We start from the raw sequence: 16,687 nt of genomic DNA on the forward strand, positions 1-16,687 counted from the left end.
GTGATGAACGCATCGCTGGCCGCATTGGCCTATCTGGTTTCGGGCGTCCTGTTCATCCTGTCGCTGCGGGGGCTGTCCAGCCCCGAGACCAGCCGCCAGGGCAACACCTTCGGCATGATCGGCATGGCCCTGGCCATCGGCGTGACCCTGCTGACCCTGGGCACGACGGGCGCGCTGGACACCGTCACCCTGGCCTTGATCGCGGGCGGCGTCATCGTCGGCGGCGGGACCGGCGCCCTGATCGCCAAGCGGGTCGCCATGACCGACATGCCGCAACTGGTCGCCGCCTTCCACAGCCTGGTCGGCATGGCCGCCTGTCTGGTCGCCATCGGCGCCGTCTATGCGCCAGAGGCCTTCGGCATCCTGTCAGACGACGGAACGGGCATCAAAACCCTGTCGATCATCGAGCTGAGCCTGGGCGTCGCCATCGGCGCCATCACCTTCACCGGTTCGGTCATCGCCTTCGCCAAGCTGAACGGCAACATGAGCGGCGCGCCGATCATCCTGCCGGCGCGGCACCTGATCAATGTCGGCCTGGCGCTGGGTCTGGTCTTCCTGATCGGCATTCTGATCGGGACTAACGGCGCGGCGACCTGGGCCTTCTGGGGCGTCTTCCTGATCGCCCTGATCCTGGGCGCGACCCTGATCATCCCCATCGGCGGCGCCGACATGCCGGTGGTGGTGTCGATGCTGAACTCCTATTCCGGCTGGGCGGCGGCGGCCCTGGGCTTCACGCTGGAGAATATCGCCCTGATCATCACCGGCGCCCTGGTGGGGTCGTCGGGCGCGATCCTGAGCTACATCATGTGCAAGGGCATGAACCGCAGCTTCATCAGCGTCATCCTGGGCGGCTTCGGCGGCGCGGACGCGGCGGCCGGTCCCGCCGGCGCCAAGGAGACGCGGCCGGTCAAACAGGGCTCGGCCGAGGACGCCGCCTTCATCCTGAAGAATGCGTCCAAGGTCATCATCGTGCCCGGCTACGGCATGGCCGTGGCCCAGGCCCAGCATGCGCTGCGCGAAATGGCCGACAAGCTGAAGGAGGAGGGGGTCGAGGTGAAATACGCCATCCACCCCGTCGCCGGCCGCATGCCCGGCCACATGAACGTCCTGCTGGCCGAGGCCAACGTCCCCTATGACGAGGTGTTCGAACTGGAGGACATCAACGCCGAGTTCGCCAGCGCCGACGTCGCCTTCGTCATCGGCGCCAACGACGTCACCAACCCCGCCGCCAAGACGGACCCCACCAGCGCCATCTACGGCATGCCGATCCTGGACGTGGAAAAGGCGGGGACCGTCCTGTTCATCAAGCGCGGCATGGGCTCGGGCTATGCTGGCGTGGAGAACGAGCTGTTCTTCCGCGACAACACCATGATGCTGTTCGCCGACGCCAAGAAGATGGTCGAGGGGATCGTGAAGGGGCTGTGAGATGAGTTCGACCGTGGCGCTGACGGCCGTTCTGCCACTTGTCGGCATACTTATCGGTGCGGGCCTCCAGTATTTCTTTGGCCGCTCCCTTGAACTTCGGAAGCATATCCAGACGCAAAAGGCTCAAGCCTATGCGGACTATTTCGAAGCGTTCTCGCAGATCGCTGCTGTTGGCCGCACGAAAGCCGCCTTATCCGATCTCACCGACGCCAAAACGAGGATATGTATCTACGGATCAAATCTGGTTCTCGAGCGGCTTGCCGTATTCGAGCGGTCCGGGCCATCCACGACCTCGCCGGAGAGCCATAAGCAAGTGGCCATGCTGTTGGATGCAATGCGAAAAGATCTCGGTGCCTCGGTGAGATCTGCGAAGGCGGCGGATATCGGGGTGATCGTATTCGGCCCCGATTGGAAAGGCTAAGCCGCCTCGCTCACCGGCCTCAACGTCCCCGCCTCACGCATCAGCCTGTGCGCATTAATCGGATCGATGTCGCAGCCGTTGGGCCAGGTCGGAACGCCCATCTCGACGAAGACGCGGGCGAAGAAAGCGGCGTCTTTCAAGGGCTCGGTCATCGGCCCCAGGGCCGTGAATTCGCTCAGATCGATGACGCCTAGGGTGTCGTCGTCGAACACGATTTCCAGGCGGTGGTCGGCCAACGCCCGAACGCGGCGGGCCCGGACCATGTTGATCTCAGTCATCCGACAGACCCTCGATCCTGAACGTCGGCTGTCCCGACACGGCCAAATCCCAATTCCGCATCAGATCGACGCGGTTCTTCACCAACCATTCTACCACATAGCGCGTTTCGCGTCGCGCCAGGCGTCCGGCGATGACCTTGCCTGTCCGAATGTCGAACAGGGCCTCGGCGTCGCCATAGGCGGCATGCAGATGTGGCGGTGCATGATCGAAGAAGTTGATGCGGATCACGATGCCGAAGAAGATCGAGATGATGGGCATAGTTGGAGCTTAACCGTTCTCTCGTCCTCGCCAATCGCCGAAACCTCTATCGCCCAACCTTGACCGGCGCTATCACGCGTCCGTGAACGCCCTGTCCAAACCCGCCCCTGTCGCCCACCGCCGTTTCGAGGCCTTGGATTCCCTGCGCGGGGTGTGCGCCATCCTTGTGGTGATGTTCCATATGCCGGTGGCAAGCCATTGGCGCGATTGGGGTTTCATTCAGCACTCCTATCTGTTCGTCGATTATTTCTTCGTGCTGTCGGGCTTCGTCATCGCCCATGCCTATGCCGACCGGCTGAAGTCGGGGCGGGATGCGGGGCGGTTCATGGTGCGGCGGTTCGGGCGGATATGGCCGCTGCATCTGCTGATGCTGGCGGCGTTCGTCGGGCTGGAGCTGGCGCGGCTGGCGTTCCAGTTCGACAGTGCGCCGCCCTTCACGCGGGACCGGTCCATCGAGGCGATCTTCACCAACCTGGCGCTGATCCAGGCCTGGCATGTGCATCCCTATCTGACCTGGAACGGGCCGGCCTGGACGCTCAGCGCCGAATGGGCCTGCTATCTGATCTTCGCCGGCCTGGTGCTGATCGCGCCGAAGCGGTTCCGCTGGATCGGCCTGGTCCTGGCGATCATCGGGGGCGTGCTGGTGGTCAGCTACGCCCGGCGCTGGATGAACACGACCTATGACTTCGCGGTGCCGCGGGCGGTCTATGGCTTCTTCCTGGGCTGCCTTTTGCAGGGGCTGTGGACGCGGATTCCTCGGCTCAAGGGCGGCGCCGCGACGGTGCTGGAGATCGCCGCCATCATGGCGGCCTGCATCTTCATCGGCTATGCTCAGGGGCCGATCACCGTGGCCGTGACCCTGGTCTTCGTGGTCCTGATCTGGGTCTTCGCGGGCGAGGACGGCGCCCTGTCACGCGTGCTGGATCATCCGGCGCTGGTCACCCTGGGGCGGTGGTCGTTCGCCATCTACATGGTGCACATGTTCATCCTGACCGTGATGATGATCGTGGCCAGGAAGCTGGACTGGCTGCCCGTGCGGCGGATCGATTTCGGCTCGGTCTGGCTGAACGACCTGTTCGCCGTCGCCATGTTCGGCTTCATCGTGGCGGTCGCGGTCGTCGCGCACCGACTGGTCGAACAGCCGGCGCAGCGGATGATCGACCGCTGGACCAAGCCGAAAACGGCCTGAGCCTTTAGGCCGCCATCCGCCATTCCGACGCCCAGCCCGACGCCATGTCGCCCGCGCGACCTTCGTCCCACAGCATGTCCTCGTCCGAGTAGCGGCTGCTGGCGGCGGCCGAGATGACGTCGACCACCTGTTCCTCCAGCCGGTCCCAGATCACGGCGAGGTCTGACGAACCGTCGGCCTCGCAGGGCACGATGATGTAGCGGCTGGCGTTGATCGTCTGGGTAGGTTGGAAACGAGCCATGATGTGATCTCCTGAAGCGACGGCCTCTTGTCGATGATTGGGTTATGAAGCACTGTTGCGTCAGAAACGGACGTATGGATCGGCGGCGACGGTGAGACACGACAAGGCGGCGATGGTGATCGAACTGGCGCGGCGCATGGCCGCCAGCGCCGAAGGCCTGTCCATCGACGAAATGGCCCGCGACATGCGGGTGGGGCGCCGCACCGCCGAACGGATGCGCGACGCGGTCATGATGCTGTTCCCCCAGGTGGACGAGGTGTCGGATCCGCCGTCGAAACGCTGGCGCATTCGCGGCGGGTTGTCGGCGTTCGAACAGGCGCCGACCGCGACCGAAATGCTGGAACTGTCCAAGGCGGCGTCCGCGCTGCGGGCCGCAGGAGAACCGGCGCGGGCGACGGCGCTGGAGGGGCTGGAACGCAAGCTGAAGGCGGCGATGCGGTCCACCACCCTGAACCGGATGGCGCCGGACCTGGAGGCCCTGGTCCGGGCCGAGACCATCGCCGTCCAGGCCGGGCCGCGTCCTTCGGCGGACGAGGCCATGCTGACCGCCATTCGCGGCGCCGTGCTGGCGCAGCAGCCGTTGGGCTTTACTTATTCCCGGCCGGGCGCCGAACCGCGTCGGCGCAGTGTCGCCCCGTGCGGCGTCATGTTCGGCCGCGCCAACTATCTGGTCGCCGCCGACCGCGAGACCGGCCGCATCCAGACCTTCCGCCTGGACCGGATGAGCCACGTCGCCCCGCAGGAGGGGCTGGCCGTCCCGCCGGCCGATTTCGACCTGGGCGTCTTCGCCAGCCAGTCCTTCGGCATCTATCAGGACGAGATCGAGGATGTCGTGCTGCGGATCACGCCTCAAGGTGCGGCCGAGGCGAAGAGCTGGCGCTGGCATCCGACCCAGAGTTTCGAGGATCAGGCGGACGGCGCGGTCGTGGTGCGGTTCCGCGCCTCGGGCATGCGCGAACTGGCCTGGCATCTATTCACCTGGGGCGAGCAGGCGCAGATTCTGGCGCCCGAGCGACTGAAGGCCGTCATGGCCGGGGAACTGGCGGCGGCGGGGCGCGCCCTGGAACGGGCGTCAGCTTGACGAAACCGTAAGCTGACGCGGCGCGTTCAGCACCGCTAGGCTTCGCGCCGACCATCCTTCAGGAGATCGCCCTTGCGCGTCCACGCCTTCGCTTCGTCCGCCATCGCCGCTGTCGTTCTCATGGGCGGCGCCTGCGCGGCCGGCCCGATCGTCTCGCGGCAAGCGGCTCTGGATGAAAGCGCCCCCCAGGTGACCGTGACCCGCGACGGCGACCATCTGAACATCGACTATCGGTTCGGTCGCGACGTGCCGGTCTGGGCCTTCATGGATTCGGCGTTGGAGACGGACTCGCGCCAGCCCTGGCGGCCTCGCCAATGGACGGTGCAGACGCCAGGCGTGGTGATGGAGCGACGCGGGTACTACGACATCATTCGCAGCACAGACGGCGGCCCCGTACCGCGCGAGGTGCGGTTCCGGGTCAGGCCGCAAGCGGTGGACCTGGAGGCCGAATATCCGACCCTGCTGTTCTCCAACGGCGCGGTCGCCCTGCCGACGCGGCAACTGGACCTCTTCGCCCTGCCGTCGGCCCAGGCGGCGGAGGCGGTGCCGGACGACCTGAACCGGGTGACGCTGGACGGCGGATCGTCGCGCGTGACCTGGCGCGACGATAATGGGCCGGTGCTGTTCAATGGGCGTCGGCATCACCAACTGACCACGATGGACGAGCGCAGCTATGTCCTGCTGGGCGAGGCGACGGTGACGCCGGGCGAGGGGTTGTCGACCGTGATCGACCCCAACCTGCCGCCCTGGATCGGCGAGGAGATTCGCGGCTTCGCGCCCCGCGTCGGCCAACATTATCGCGACCGGCTGGGCGCGCCCGGCTCCGGCGGCGACACCCCGATCGTCATGGTGGCCTGGAACGGTCCGACCGAACAGATGACCAGCATGGGCGGCAGCGTCCTGCCCGGGCTGATCGTCATGTCGTTCGAGGGGCGGGGCGTGACCACGGCCCAGCCCGACATTATGGAGCGGTCGCGCTGGTTCATCGGCCATGAGGCGGCGCATTTCTGGCTGGGCCAGACCGTCCGTTATCAGTTCGCCGACGAGGCCTGGATCACCGAGGGCGGGGCCGACCTGATGGCGGTGCGAGCGCTGAAGCGTCTGGACCCCGCCTATGACGACCGCAGCGAGCTTCAGTCCGAGGTGGACGACTGTGTGAACCTGGCCCGTAAGCCGGTGGCGCAGGCGGGCGCGCGGGGCGAACACCGCGCCTATTATGCGTGCGGCGCCGTCTTCGCCATGGCGGCCGAGGGCGCGCAGAAACAGCGGACGGGCGGCGACTGGCTCGACTTCCTGAAACCTCTGCTGCGCCAGCCGGACGGCGTGCTGAGCCGCGAGGAATGGCTGACGGCCCTGACGCGGACCTCGCGTGATCCGTCGTTGCGCGGGGATATGGAGCGTCTGCTTGACCAAGGCGCCGCCGATCCGTCCGCCGTGATCGCACGCCTCTTCCAACGCACCGGCGTGGCTTTCCGCCTAGACAACGGCCGCATCGTCCTGAGCTGAAACGAAAAACGGCGACTGGATGAACCGGCCGCCGTTTCACGCTCCGCGCTGGGGGATGGTCAGCGCGGCGTCGTGGCCTCGGTGATCAGGATGCGCGACTTGGCGACGGCCTCGGCTTCGGTGGTTTCACCATCCGCGATCTGTTGCGCCAGGTCCATCAGCGGCGTGCCGGTGACGGACCCCGTCTCGCCGATCTCCTGCAGGTGGATGCCGTCATGGGCGACGATCAGGGCCGAGCCGACGGCGGCTGCGGCGGTGGAGAGGAGGAGAAGGTTACGCATGAATGGCCCCGCTTGATGACAGGCAGGCGTATTTGTGCGAACGATTATCAGAATCAACCGCAATGACTGTGAGGTTTGAACCGGAACCTTGGCCGTGACGTTGTGGCGTGATGAAAACAGCCCTGTTCCCGATGGTGGCCGCCATCGCCGCCCTGGCCGCCTGCGGCGATCAGCAGGTCAATCCCCCTAACGAGCCGGCAGCGCCGCTGAGAACACCCGACGCGATGCAGCAGGTCGAGCCGCCGGGTCCGTCGTCGCTGGCCATGCGTGGGCCGCGCAGTTTCGTGGGGGTGTGGGCGGCCAATCCGCAATGGTGCGCCCGGCCTCAGGGCGAGCGCAGCCCGATCACCCTGACGCCGCTACGGTTCGACGCCTATGGGCACAACTGCGACATCGCCAGCATCGACGAGACGGGTTCGGGCTATGTCGCGGCCTTGCGGTGCGCGACCCAGGGCCAAACCAAGACCGAGCGGGTGCATATGAGCACGACCGGCGATGTGATGAACCTGACCTACATCGACCGGGACATGACGACGGTGAAACTGGCGCGCTGCCCCGGCTCGCCGCGTGCGCCCGATCCCGCCAATCCGCTGGAAAAGATGATGAAGAAGGACGGGGCCGAGACCCCGCCCGCCGCGCCGCCTAGTTGAACAGGAAGTTCATCACGTCGCCGTCCTTGACGACATAGGTCTTGCCTTCGGCGCGCAGCTTGCCGGCTTCGCGCGCCTTGGCTTCGCCGCGCAGGGCGACGAAATCGTCATAGGCGATCGTTTCGGCGCGGATGAAGCCCTTCTCGAAGTCGGTGTGGATCACGCCGGCCGCCTGGGGGCCGGTGGCGCCGACGGGGATGGTCCAGGCGCGGGCTTCCTTCGGGCCGACCGTGAAATAGGTCTGCAGGCCCAAGAGCTTGTAGGCCTCGCGGATCAGACGGTTCAGGCCGGGTTCTTCGAGGCCCAGGGTTTCCAGGAACTCCTTCTGCTCCTCGTCATCCAGCACAGCGATCTCGGATTCGATCTGGGCCGAGATGACGACCGAGTTGGCGTTGTCCTGGGCGGCGCGCGCGGCGACCTTGTCGGACAGGTCGTTGCCCTTGTCGGCCGAACCTTCCTCGACGTTCGATACATAGAGAGCGGGCAGGGCGGTCAGCAGTTGCAGCATGTGCCAGGCCTTGGCGTCCTCCTTGGACACCTCGGCGGTGCGGGCGGGCTTGCCGGCGTTCAACTGGGCCAGGGCCAGATCGACCAGCTTCAGCGTCAGGCCGGATTCCTTGTCGCCGCCCTTGGCGCGCTTTTCCAGCTGGGGCCGACGGCGCTCCAGGCTCTCCATGTCGGCCAGCATCAGTTCGGTTTCGATGATCTCCAGGTCGGCGATCGGGTCGATACGGTCCTCGACGTGGGTGATGTCGTCGTCGACGAAGCAACGGGCCACGAAGGCCACGGCGTCGCAGTCGCGGATATTGGCCAGAAACTGGTTGCCCAGGCCCTCGCCCTTGGACGCGCCGCGCACCAGGCCGGCGATGTCCACGAAAGTGATGCGCGAAGGGATGATCTCTTTGGACCCGGCGATCTCGGCCAGGGCTTCCAGACGCGGCTCCGGCACCGCCACGTCGCCGGTGTTCGGCTCGATGGTGCAGAACGGATAGTTGGCCGCCTGGGCCGCCGCCGTCTTGGTCAGGGCGTTGAACAGGGTGGACTTGCCGACGTTGGGCAGGCCGACGATCGCGACTTTAAGAGCCATGGTATTCCTCGTGAGGCGCGAGCCTTTACCCGGTTCGAACCGGTTTGTCAGGCTCGCGCTTCAACTGAGGTCAGTGGGCGCCGTGATCCATGCCTGCCATGGCCGGCTGACGCACTTGCGCCTGCACCGTGATCGCCGGCGCCGAGGCGAATTGGAAGGTCAAAGGCACGGTTTCGCCTGCGACCAGCGGGGCGGTCAGGTCGATCAGCATCAGGTGGTTTCCGCCGGGCGCCAAGGCTACGGCCTGACCGGCTGGCAAAGGCAGACCCGCCGTCAGTTCGGCCATCTTCATCATGCCGTTCTCGGTCTTCATCTCATGCACCTGAAGCGATCCGGCGCGGGGCGTCGAGCCGCCGGTCAGCCGATCGTCGGTCGCTGCGGTCAGGGTGACGTAGCAGCCCCCGGCCTTGGCCCCGTTCGGCGAGGGGCGGCACCAGGCGTCGGTTGCGGTCACGGCGGCGGCGGCCGTCGTTGGGCCGGATGTCTCGGCGGCCGGCGTCTTGGCCGGCTCGGATGGATTGCAGGCCGTTAGCGAAACGGCGACGGCGGCGAGAGCGAGTTTGATTTTCATGATGTCGGGTCTTTCACGAGGCGGCGGAACGGCGCCGGATCATCGGTCGTACGGCTCGATCGAGCAACACGGCCGCGACCAGGCTCAGTCCTGTCAGAGGATAGAGGATGGCGAGGGGAAGGACGATGCCCAGGACGGCGGCGCGAACGCGCGGTCCTGGCGGGGCTGGCGGCGCGCCCAGGCGGCGGCGCGAAAGGTTCGGCGGACGGCGCTTCCACCACATGACCAGGCCGCTGATCGCCAGCAGCCAGACGCCGATACAGCCCAGCAGCATGACGATCCGGTTGGCCTGTCCGAACTGCGTGCCCTGGTGGGTGTAGATGCCCAGTTCGATGGCCTTCGCGCCCGCGCCGAACTGATCGTAGCCGATGTCGCCCAGCAGCCGCCCTGACGCGCCGTCGATATAGAGCGAGCGGCTGTCCTGAACGCGCGTAGCCTGGGTCGTGACCGTATAGGCCGTTGCGTCGGCCGCCGGTATGTTCACGGCATAGGGGCGCGCCAGACCGGCCTGATCCGCGATGTGCAGCACCTGCGCAAGACCGCCGTGACCGGCGTGGTCGTGCGTCATCACCATGCCCTCCATAGTCCACCCGGCGCCGACCGGTGCGTCATGGTGCTGGGCGCGTTGCCATGCGCCGGCGACGGGGGCGGGCGGTCGCCCCAACCCCGTCTCCTTGATCAGCCCCATGACACGGTCGCCCCAGACCGCCGACCAGGGCATGCCCGTGACCGCCAGGAACAGGACGACACCCCCGACATAGACTCCGGTCAGCGCATGCAGATCGCGCCAGAACGGCCGACGACGGCTGTCGGTCATCTTGGGCGTGAAGGTCGCGACGGCTCGGCCGCGCGGCCACCACAGATAGAGACCGGTGGCGAACAGGATGATGGTCCAGCCGGCGACGATTTCGACCAGAATGTTGAACGGCCGACCCAACAGCGCCAGGCTGTGCGTCTTCTTGACCAGTTCCATGAACCCGCCAGCCGGAATGACGCCGGTGGCGCGACCGGTGTGCGGATCGACGAAGACGGTCTTCTGGTCCCCACTGGGCCGATCGACCCTCAGCCGGATCGCCTGGTCGTCACGAGCGGGCATGACCAGATTGGCGACCCGCCCGCCGCCCGCGGCCTGAGCGGCCGACGCGACCCAGGTTTCCGGCGCCGCCCGGGTTTGAACGGCCGGCACACGGATCATGTCGCGATACAGAAACCCGTCGATCTCGTCCTTGAACAGATAGAGGCCGCCGGTCAGGGCCAGCAGCATCAGCACCGGCATGACGAACACGCCCGCATAGAAATGCCACCGCCACACGGCGCGGTAGGGACCGGACAGGTCGGCCGTTGGCTCAGAACGCATAGCGAACTCCCACATAGGCCGAGCGTCCCTCGCCGGGCACGAACACAGCCGTCGGGGCGACTCGCGCATCCGTCACGGCGTTGACGGAGGAGATGTAGTTTTCGCCTGTCAGGTTTCGCGCATCCAGGAACAGGGACACGCCATTGTCGAACCCCCAGCCCGCATTCAACGACAGGATGGCGTAGCCCGGGGCCGTCAGGGTGTTGGCATAGTCCACGAGGACATCCGACGGCGACCACTCCAGGCTGGGCGCGACGAACCAACCGGCAGGATGGACGTATTTCAGCTCGGCCCGGTACAGATGTTCGGGCACGACCGGCAGGCGATTGTCGCCGTAAGTCCGATCACCGTCGAAGACGAAGTCGGACCAGGCGTAGGTCTGTCGCAGGGTCAACCGGCCGTGGGGGCCGGCCATGATCCGCCAGTCCAATCCGGCTTCGATTCCCTGGTGAACCGTGTCGCCCGCATTGAATGTGGAGGCGGGAATGTCCGGGGTGACGATGAAGTTCAACAGTTCGCCGGTGATCTCGGCGCGATAGGCCGACAGATCGAAGGTGAGGGGACCGCGACGTCCTCGGGCGCCGATTTCAGCGGTCCAGGCATCCTGAATATCGACATCGACAAAGCGCGGTATCGCGCCTTGAACCAGCGCATTATAGCCGGGCGCCTCCACCGAACGCGTCAGGTTGGCATAGACCTGCGTGCCCGTCTCGTCTTCCCAAAGCAGACCGATGCGCGGGGAGAACCAGTCGAAGGTCACGTCGGCATTGTTGCTCGGGGCCAGATTGTTGGTGAAATCCCGCTCTGCACGGCCATAGCTGCCGCCCGCGACCAGGGCCAGTCGGTCGGTCACAAACAGGCGGCCCTCCGCGAAGACATCCAGGCCGACGGCGTCCTGAACCGAATCGCCGATCCTGGCGCCGGGTCGTGCGCCGCCCGCCGCCACGAAGGTGAAAGCGTCCGTCGCGCCGCCGCGATAGCTGACGCCGGCATAGGCGTCGGCGCGCAGCCCCATCACCTGTCCGTTCCAGTCCACGCGGCCATAGCCGCCCCATTGCAGGCTGTTCTGGTCGATGACGATGGAGATCGGGTGGTACAGATCCTTGTCCACGACATAGGCCGCGCCCTCGAACATCAGACTGTCGTCGATCCTCCAGCGGCCCAAAACGGTGGTGCGCAGGGACTTCACGTCTCTGGCAAAGGCCAGGGTGCGATTGTTGGCGGGCACGTCTCGCGGCTTGGTCAGGGCCTGTTGCCGCGTCACGGTGGATGACACGGACTGGTCCAGATCATTGCCCTGGACGATCAGCCGCAGCTCGCGGTCCGTGCCGAACGTACGACCCAGGTTCAGGGTCAGGCGTTTGGAGTCCGAGTTTTGATTGTCCCGGAAGCCATCGGAACGGGCGACCGTGGCGGCGGCGTAGACGTCCCACTCGCCTAGATCGCGGGCGATTGCGACGTGGCCGCGTTGTGTGTCGAACGATCCACCTTCGATGCGGATCAGGTTGCGGCTGGCGGCTGTCCGACCGGTGGGGGTCACCACATTGATCGCGCCGCCCAAGGCTGCGCCGCCAAAACGAAGGGCGTTCCCGCCCTTGTACACATCGATATGGCGCGCGATCAGGGGGTCGATCTCCTGGAACTCGCCGAACCCGTCGGGCGCGTTGAAGGGCACGCCGTCCTGAGCCAGCAGGACGCCGCGCAGATGGGCGCTGTTGCCGATGCCCGAGCCCCGAATCGAAAGCCGCACTTCCTCGCCCCAGCGACGCTGGGCGAAGACGCCGGGCACGCCGCGCAGCGTATCGGCGAAGCTGAGCGCATAGCGGTCCTGATAGGTTTCCGACGCCACGACGGCCACGGCGCCGGGGGTGCGCGACAGCAGGGCGCGGGCGTCTGCGACGACAGCGGGATCTTCGGCGTTGCGACGGCCGGTAACGATGACGCTGTCGAGCACGGCGGGCTCAGGGGTTTGCTGGGCGAAGGCGGGACTGGCCCATCCAGCGCTCGCCAAGGCGGCGAGCAGCAGCGCGCAGGGCGCTGCGGTGGTCTTGAAAGACATGATGATCCTGAAATCAGAACAAGAAAGACGCGCGGGCGTGAAGGCCGGCGCGGGCTCGGGGTCTGGTTCAGGCCTGGGGTGGTGCGGTGGAGGGCGGGCGCGGCGGGGCGCGCGCTGGCGGCGGCGGGCTGACGCTGGCGACGACGTAGACGACGCGTTCGGCGATACGAACGACCGGGGCCGGTTGCGGCGCGGGCGGACAGGGCAGGGCGGCGGCCAGAGGCATGAGGCAGGCCGCGCACTTGGCCCCGACGTGCTTGTTGACCGGGCCGTCCATCCCGCCGGACTGGATCGTCTGCGGCCCTTCAGCCGAACAGATGATCAGGGGCTGGCCCGGTTGAACCGCCGCCAGGGCCGCGAAAGGCAGCAGGCTTCCAAGCACGAGCGCGAAGACCGCCGCCAGGAAGGCGAGCGATTTCGAGGTCGACCAGTTATCGGCCTGGGAACGGGTCACGCCTCGCCTCTACGGCGTTTCGCGACGATGGGATAGGCGGCGGTTTGTCCTAAAGCTCGCCGCGCGCTGCCTGACGCGGGCTGAACTTGGGCGCGGGGGCCAGGCGCAGAACCTCACCCTGATAGCGTTCGTCATCGCCGGCGACGGCGAAGGGCAAGGCATCCGCGCAGGCTTGGAGCATCGCGTCCAGCCAAGGCTGTTCGGCCTTGTGGAAGTCGCCCAGGACGTGGGGCATGACCAGCTCCTTCTCGCCTGGATGGCCGATGCCCATACGTGCGCGGCGAAAGTCGGTGCCCAGGTGGCTGATCAGCGAACGGACGCCGTTCTGGCCCGCTGCGCCGCCGCCGGTCTTCATGCGGAAACGGCCTGGCGCCAGGTCGATCTCGTCGTGGAAGACGATGATCTCACTGGGTTTGATCTTGTAGAAGCGCGCTGCCTCTCCGACCGCACGGCCGCTTTCGTTCATATAGGTCTGAGGCTTCATCAGCAGCACCTTGACCGGGCCGTCGGCCGTCTCGACCTGGCCCTCGCTGACGATCGACTGGAACTTGGCCCGCTCGGGACCGAAGCGCCATCGGCGCGCGATCTCGTCGGCGGCCATGAAGCCGATGTTGTGGCGGTTCTTCTCGTATTTGCCGCCCGGATTGCCGAGCCCAGCGATGATGATCATGGCGTTCTCATGCCGTGTGCGTCAGGCAAAGAAAAGCCCCGCCGCGGCGAACCGGGCGGGGCGCAATCTTCTCGAAGAGCCGAAGGATCAGTCTTCGGTCTTCTCGACCGGAGCGGTTTCGGCAACGGCTGCGTCGGCGGCTTCGTCAGCGGCTTCAGACAGGGCGGCCGACGAGATCTTGATCGTGGCGATCACGAAGTCACGGTCGGTGATGGTGGCTTCCGCGCCCTTGGGCAGCTTGATGTCCGAGATGCGGATGGTGTCGCCAATCTCGGCCTTGATCAGGTCGACGACCAGCTCTTCCGGGATCTGGTCGGCGCGAACCAGGATTTCGACGGCGTGGCGCACGACTTCCAGCGAGCCGCCCTGACGCGAGAAGGGCGCTTCGTCGGCGTTCAGGAAGTGGACCGGCACTTCGATCTTGAGCGGGGCCTTCGCGTCGACGCGCATCAGGTCGAAGTGCAGGGGACGGTCCGACACGGGGTCGAACTGGATGTCCTTGGCGATGACCGGCTGGGTCTCGTCGCCGTACTTCAGGGTCACCAGGTGGCCCAGCAGCTTGCCGGTGTAGAGGGACTTGCGGAAGTCCTTCTCGTTCACGGAGATGGCGACGGGGGCTTGTTCGCCGCCGTACAGGACGCCCGGCACGAAACCGGCGCGACGCGCGGCGCGAGCGCCGCCGGTGCCGACGCCATCGCGGACGTCCACGTTCAGAATGATCTCGGCCATGTGGCTCGCCTCAACAACAACGGAAACGCCGCGCCAACCCTGGGCTCTCGCGGCGGGGGTGATGAACCCTCGAATTCAAGAGCGCGGGCTATTACACGCATCAAGCCCAGGGCGCAACCGTCAAAGGTTCCGCTTAAGCCGCCTGCGCCCGGTCCTTCAGCAGCGAAGCGGGCGCTGCGACGATGCCCAGCAGTTCGGCGGCGTTGAACGGCTTGGCCAGGTGGTGGTCGGCTCCGGCCGCGCGTCCAGCGGCCACGTGTTCGGGCATGGCGTTGGCGGTCAGCATGACGATGGGCGTGCGATCCATCCCCATCGTGGCCTCGTGCAGGCGAATCTCTTGCGTGGCCGTCAGCCCGTCCATGAGCGGCATCTGCATGTCCATCAGAACAAGGTCGAACGTGTCGGCCCGGAAGGCCTCCAGCGCCTGGACGCCGTTCTCGGCGATTACGATCTGGGCGGAGGTCTGGGCGAGAATCAGTTCGATAACGCGGCGATTGGTCGGGTGGTCGTCCGCCACCAGCACCCGCACGACGCGCTGCTCCTCGTCGCTATAGGTCTCTGTGGCCCGAGGCTCGCGGCGCGTCGGGGCTTCGCATTGCCTCAGCGGTAGGGTCAGGATGAAGGCCGCCCCGCCGCCCGGCTCGCTTTCGCACCCCAGGTCGCCGCCCATCATTTCCGCCAACTGACGGCAGATGGACAGACCCAGGCCGGAGCCGCCGAACTTGCGCGTGATGCCGCCGTCGGCCTGTTCGAATCGGCTGAACAACCGGCTGCGGGTCGCGGCGTCGAAGCCGATGCCGCTGTCCTCGACGGTGAAGCGCAGCACCGGCCGCCGGTCCTGATCCAGGCCGCGCTGGACGATCAGTCCGACGAAGCCCTGGCTGGTGAACTTCACCGCATTGGAAATCAGATTGGTCAGCACCTGTTTCAGGCGCACCGCGTCGCCCAGCACCCAAACGCCGTCTTCCAGATCAATGTCGACGTGGAAGTCCAGGTGCTTCTCGCGGGCGTTCTCGGCATACAACTGAGCCGCCTCGCGCACGACGGTCGCCAGTTCGAAGGCGTCCTCGGTCAGTTCCAGCTTGCCCGATTCGACACGCGCCAGATCCAGGATGTCGCTGAGCAGGGTCTGCAGCGTCTTGCCCGAGGCCTGCATCAGATCCAGCATCTCGCGCTGCTCCGGCGTCAGTTCGGTTTTGGACAGGGCCTGCGACAGGCCGATCACGCCATTCAGAGGCGTGCGAATTTCGTGGCTCATATTGGCCAGGAACTGGCTCTTGGCGACGTTGGCGGCCTCTGCGGCGTCGCGCGCCTCGGCTAGGGCCTGGGCGTCGCGTTTCAGGTCGGTGATGTCGTTGCAGACGGTCACCGTGCCGCCTTCCGAGGTGCGCCGATCCTGGATGCGCAGCCAGCGACCGCCGGCGATCTGTTGTTCGCCGTTGGACGACAGCTGACGTCGCGCCGCGATACGCTCGTTCAGCCATTCTTCTTCGCGCCCCAGCGCCTCGGCGTAGCGGCCTTCGTCGATCCCGATCCGCAAGGCCTCACGGAAGGGCAGGCCGACGACGAGATGGGGTTCAAGCTCGGGGTTCACCTCGGCATAGCGCGCGTTCCACAGGACCAGCCGATCCTTCGAATCATAGAAGCCCAGCCCGTCGGGCATCGCATCGACCGCCTCTCGAATGCGGCGCAGCGCCGTTGCGCGCGACATATAGGCCATGACTCCCAAGGCGGAGGCGACGCCGCAGATCAGCAGCAGGATGGCGCCCAGCAGCACGCGCATGGCTTCAGTGGAAATGCCCTGATCCGTCGAAACGCTGGGGCTAGGGGTGACGGTGATCGCCGCCATTCCGACGAAATGAAGCACGATCACCGCCATTGCGAGGCCGGCAGCCGTGACGACCAGCCTGACGATCCCGCCGCGACGATAGAAGAAGGCGGTCGTGCATCCGACAGCCATGGCGCCGATGATGGAGGCCGCCACCATGCCGGGATCCCAGCCGATAAGCGCCGGCGCCCTGATCGCAGCCATGCCGAGGTAATGCATGGCGCCGACGCCCGCGACGGCGATCACGGCGGCCAGGACGCGCCAGATCCGACCCTTGCCCATCATCGTGGAGCCGATCGTCAGGCCGATCATGGCGAGGGCGACGCCGAGCGAAGCCAGTGTCAGAAACAGGTCGTAGCGCACCGGTACGCCGGCGACGAACCCCTGCATGGCCACAAAATGGGTGGCCCATATGGACAGGGCGCCGATCAGCGTCGCCATGAGGACCGCACGTCGGCGTCGAACAGGGTCGCGCGCGCTCATCCGCTGCATAACATGGGTCGAAACACCCATACCGACCAGGCAGATCAGGGCGGCGAACACAGTGATCCGCCAGTCGTGATCGCGCGTGATGCAAAAGATGATGCGGTCCACGAGGCTT

At 66.3% G+C, this 16,687-nt stretch carries 18 protein-coding genes; 6 read left to right on the forward strand and 12 right to left on the reverse strand.

Annotation, left to right across the window (positions count from 1 at the left end):
- The first annotated feature begins 3 nt into the window (after positions 1 to 3).
- The gene (locus ACP7BH_RS00170) at positions 4 to 1,425 is read left to right on the forward strand and encodes an NAD(P)(+) transhydrogenase (Re/Si-specific) subunit beta (protein WP_425984703.1); all 1,422 of its coding nucleotides are present in this window, start codon (positions 4 to 6) and stop codon (positions 1,423 to 1,425) included.
- A gap of 1 nt (position 1,426) precedes the next feature.
- The gene (locus ACP7BH_RS00175) at positions 1,427 to 1,846 is read left to right on the forward strand and encodes a hypothetical protein (RefSeq protein WP_425984701.1); all 420 of its coding nucleotides are present in this window, start codon (positions 1,427 to 1,429) and stop codon (positions 1,844 to 1,846) included.
- On the opposite strand, the gene ACP7BH_RS00180 is transcribed toward ACP7BH_RS00175, so the two are convergent.
- Complete coding sequence (locus ACP7BH_RS00180; RefSeq protein WP_425984699.1) at positions 1,843 to 2,124, reverse strand: DUF2442 domain-containing protein; 282 nt, start codon at positions 2,122 to 2,124, stop codon at positions 1,843 to 1,845. The two genes, ACP7BH_RS00175 and ACP7BH_RS00180, sit on opposite strands and share 4 nt — an antisense overlap.
- Positions 2,117 to 2,383 carry a DUF4160 domain-containing protein gene (locus tag ACP7BH_RS00185; RefSeq protein ID WP_425984697.1) on the reverse strand — a complete coding sequence of 89 codons (267 nt, stop codon included), beginning with the start codon at positions 2,381 to 2,383 and terminating at the stop codon, positions 2,117 to 2,119. Before ACP7BH_RS00185 ends, ACP7BH_RS00180 begins: the two co-directional genes overlap by 8 nt.
- 82 nt (positions 2,384 to 2,465) lie before the next feature.
- On the opposite strand from ACP7BH_RS00185, the gene ACP7BH_RS00190 reads away from it, so the two are divergent.
- A complete protein-coding gene (locus ACP7BH_RS00190; RefSeq protein WP_425984695.1) occupies positions 2,466 to 3,572 on the forward strand; it encodes an acyltransferase family protein in 1,107 nt (368 codons plus the stop codon).
- 4 nt (positions 3,573 to 3,576) lie between these two features.
- Here the strand turns inward: ACP7BH_RS00190 and ACP7BH_RS00195 are convergent, their stop codons facing one another.
- Positions 3,577 to 3,813: a hypothetical protein gene (locus tag ACP7BH_RS00195; RefSeq protein ID WP_425984693.1), complete on the reverse strand. Its 237-nt coding sequence runs from the start codon at positions 3,811 to 3,813 to the stop codon at positions 3,577 to 3,579.
- A gap of 91 nt (positions 3,814 to 3,904) precedes the next feature.
- On the opposite strand from ACP7BH_RS00195, the gene ACP7BH_RS00200 reads away from it, so the two are divergent.
- Both ACP7BH_RS00200 and ACP7BH_RS00205 read left to right on the forward strand, forming a co-directional pair.
- Positions 3,905 to 4,894: a helix-turn-helix transcriptional regulator gene (locus ACP7BH_RS00200; RefSeq protein WP_201304418.1), complete on the forward strand. Its 990-nt coding sequence runs from the start codon at positions 3,905 to 3,907 to the stop codon at positions 4,892 to 4,894.
- Positions 4,895 to 4,966: 72 nt separating this feature from the next.
- Positions 4,967 to 6,400, forward strand: coding sequence for a hypothetical protein (locus ACP7BH_RS00205; protein ID WP_425984691.1), 1,434 nt, complete (start codon positions 4,967 to 4,969; stop codon positions 6,398 to 6,400).
- 59 nt (positions 6,401 to 6,459) lie between these two features.
- Here ACP7BH_RS00205 and ACP7BH_RS00210 read toward each other — a convergent pair whose 3' ends face one another.
- The gene (locus ACP7BH_RS00210) at positions 6,460 to 6,681 is read right to left on the reverse strand and encodes a hypothetical protein (RefSeq protein ID WP_425984688.1); all 222 of its coding nucleotides are present in this window, start codon (positions 6,679 to 6,681) and stop codon (positions 6,460 to 6,462) included.
- A gap of 110 nt (positions 6,682 to 6,791) precedes the next feature.
- Here ACP7BH_RS00210 and ACP7BH_RS00215 point away from each other — a divergent pair, with 110 nt between their 5' ends.
- Entirely contained in the window at positions 6,792 to 7,331 is a 540-nt protein-coding gene (locus ACP7BH_RS00215; protein ID WP_425984686.1) for a hypothetical protein, read from the forward strand.
- Here the strand turns inward: ACP7BH_RS00215 and ychF are convergent.
- The 8 genes from ychF to ACP7BH_RS00255 form a co-directional block, all read right to left on the reverse strand.
- Positions 7,324 to 8,418: a redox-regulated ATPase YchF gene (gene ychF / locus ACP7BH_RS00220; protein ID WP_135195140.1), complete on the reverse strand. Its 1,095-nt coding sequence runs from the start codon at positions 8,416 to 8,418 to the stop codon at positions 7,324 to 7,326. The genes ACP7BH_RS00215 and ychF overlap by 8 nt on opposite strands.
- A gap of 70 nt (positions 8,419 to 8,488) precedes the next feature.
- Positions 8,489 to 8,989 (reverse strand): copper chaperone PCu(A)C, encoded by a 501-nt coding sequence (locus tag ACP7BH_RS00225; RefSeq protein ID WP_425984684.1) that lies wholly within the window; start codon positions 8,987 to 8,989, stop codon positions 8,489 to 8,491.
- Positions 8,990 to 9,002: 13 nt separating this feature from the next.
- Positions 9,003 to 10,346 (reverse strand): PepSY-associated TM helix domain-containing protein, encoded by a 1,344-nt coding sequence (locus tag ACP7BH_RS00230; protein WP_425984682.1) that lies wholly within the window; start codon positions 10,344 to 10,346, stop codon positions 9,003 to 9,005.
- Positions 10,336 to 12,405 (reverse strand): TonB-dependent receptor family protein, encoded by a 2,070-nt coding sequence (locus ACP7BH_RS00235; protein WP_425984680.1) that lies wholly within the window; start codon positions 12,403 to 12,405, stop codon positions 10,336 to 10,338. The genes ACP7BH_RS00230 and ACP7BH_RS00235 overlap by 11 nt, the downstream gene beginning before the upstream one ends.
- Positions 12,406 to 12,472: 67 nt before the next feature.
- Positions 12,473 to 12,859 (reverse strand): hypothetical protein, encoded by a 387-nt coding sequence (locus ACP7BH_RS00240; protein ID WP_425984678.1) that lies wholly within the window; start codon positions 12,857 to 12,859, stop codon positions 12,473 to 12,475.
- Positions 12,860 to 12,908: 49 nt separating this feature from the next.
- Positions 12,909 to 13,529, reverse strand: coding sequence for an aminoacyl-tRNA hydrolase (pth, locus tag ACP7BH_RS00245; protein ID WP_425984676.1), 621 nt, complete (start codon positions 13,527 to 13,529; stop codon positions 12,909 to 12,911).
- A gap of 87 nt (positions 13,530 to 13,616) precedes the next feature.
- Positions 13,617 to 14,258: a 50S ribosomal protein L25/general stress protein Ctc gene (locus tag ACP7BH_RS00250; RefSeq protein WP_425984674.1), complete on the reverse strand. Its 642-nt coding sequence runs from the start codon at positions 14,256 to 14,258 to the stop codon at positions 13,617 to 13,619.
- Positions 14,259 to 14,391: 133 nt separating this feature from the next.
- A complete protein-coding gene (locus ACP7BH_RS00255) occupies positions 14,392 to 16,680 on the reverse strand; it encodes an ATP-binding protein (RefSeq protein WP_425984672.1) in 2,289 nt (762 codons plus the stop codon).
- Between the last annotated feature and the right edge of the window lie 7 nt (positions 16,681 to 16,687).

The organism is Brevundimonas sp. TWP2-1, assembly GCF_049897645.1.
Lineage (GTDB): Bacteria > Pseudomonadota > Alphaproteobacteria > Caulobacterales > Caulobacteraceae > Brevundimonas.

Excerpts from the sequence above, each read along its gene's own strand:
- ACP7BH_RS00180 (WP_425984699.1), bottom strand. The coding sequence starts at position 2,124 with ATGACTGAGATCAACATGGTCCGGGCCCGCCGCGTTCGGGCGTTGGCC.
- ACP7BH_RS00170 (WP_425984703.1), top strand. The coding sequence starts at position 4 with ATGAACGCATCGCTGGCCGCATTGGCCTATCTGGTTTCGGGCGTCCTG.
- ACP7BH_RS00215 (WP_425984686.1), top strand. The coding sequence starts at position 6,792 with ATGAAAACAGCCCTGTTCCCGATGGTGGCCGCCATCGCCGCCCTGGCC.
- ACP7BH_RS00210 (WP_425984688.1), bottom strand. The coding sequence starts at position 6,681 with ATGCGTAACCTTCTCCTCCTCTCCACCGCCGCAGCCGCCGTCGGCTCG.
- ACP7BH_RS00235 (WP_425984680.1), bottom strand. The coding sequence starts at position 12,405 with ATGTCTTTCAAGACCACCGCAGCGCCCTGCGCGCTGCTGCTCGCCGCC.
- ACP7BH_RS00175 (WP_425984701.1), top strand. The coding sequence starts at position 1,427 with ATGAGTTCGACCGTGGCGCTGACGGCCGTTCTGCCACTTGTCGGCATA.
- ychF (WP_135195140.1), bottom strand. The coding sequence starts at position 8,418 with ATGGCTCTTAAAGTCGCGATCGTCGGCCTGCCCAACGTCGGCAAGTCC.
- ACP7BH_RS00225 (WP_425984684.1), bottom strand. The coding sequence starts at position 8,989 with ATGAAAATCAAACTCGCTCTCGCCGCCGTCGCCGTTTCGCTAACGGCC.
- ACP7BH_RS00185 (WP_425984697.1), bottom strand. The coding sequence starts at position 2,383 with ATGCCCATCATCTCGATCTTCTTCGGCATCGTGATCCGCATCAACTTC.
- pth (WP_425984676.1), bottom strand. The coding sequence starts at position 13,529 with ATGATCATCATCGCTGGGCTCGGCAATCCGGGCGGCAAATACGAGAAG.
- ACP7BH_RS00230 (WP_425984682.1), bottom strand. The coding sequence starts at position 10,346 with ATGCGTTCTGAGCCAACGGCCGACCTGTCCGGTCCCTACCGCGCCGTG.
- ACP7BH_RS00195 (WP_425984693.1), bottom strand. The coding sequence starts at position 3,813 with ATGGCTCGTTTCCAACCTACCCAGACGATCAACGCCAGCCGCTACATC.
- ACP7BH_RS00250 (WP_425984674.1), bottom strand. The coding sequence starts at position 14,258 with ATGGCCGAGATCATTCTGAACGTGGACGTCCGCGATGGCGTCGGCACC.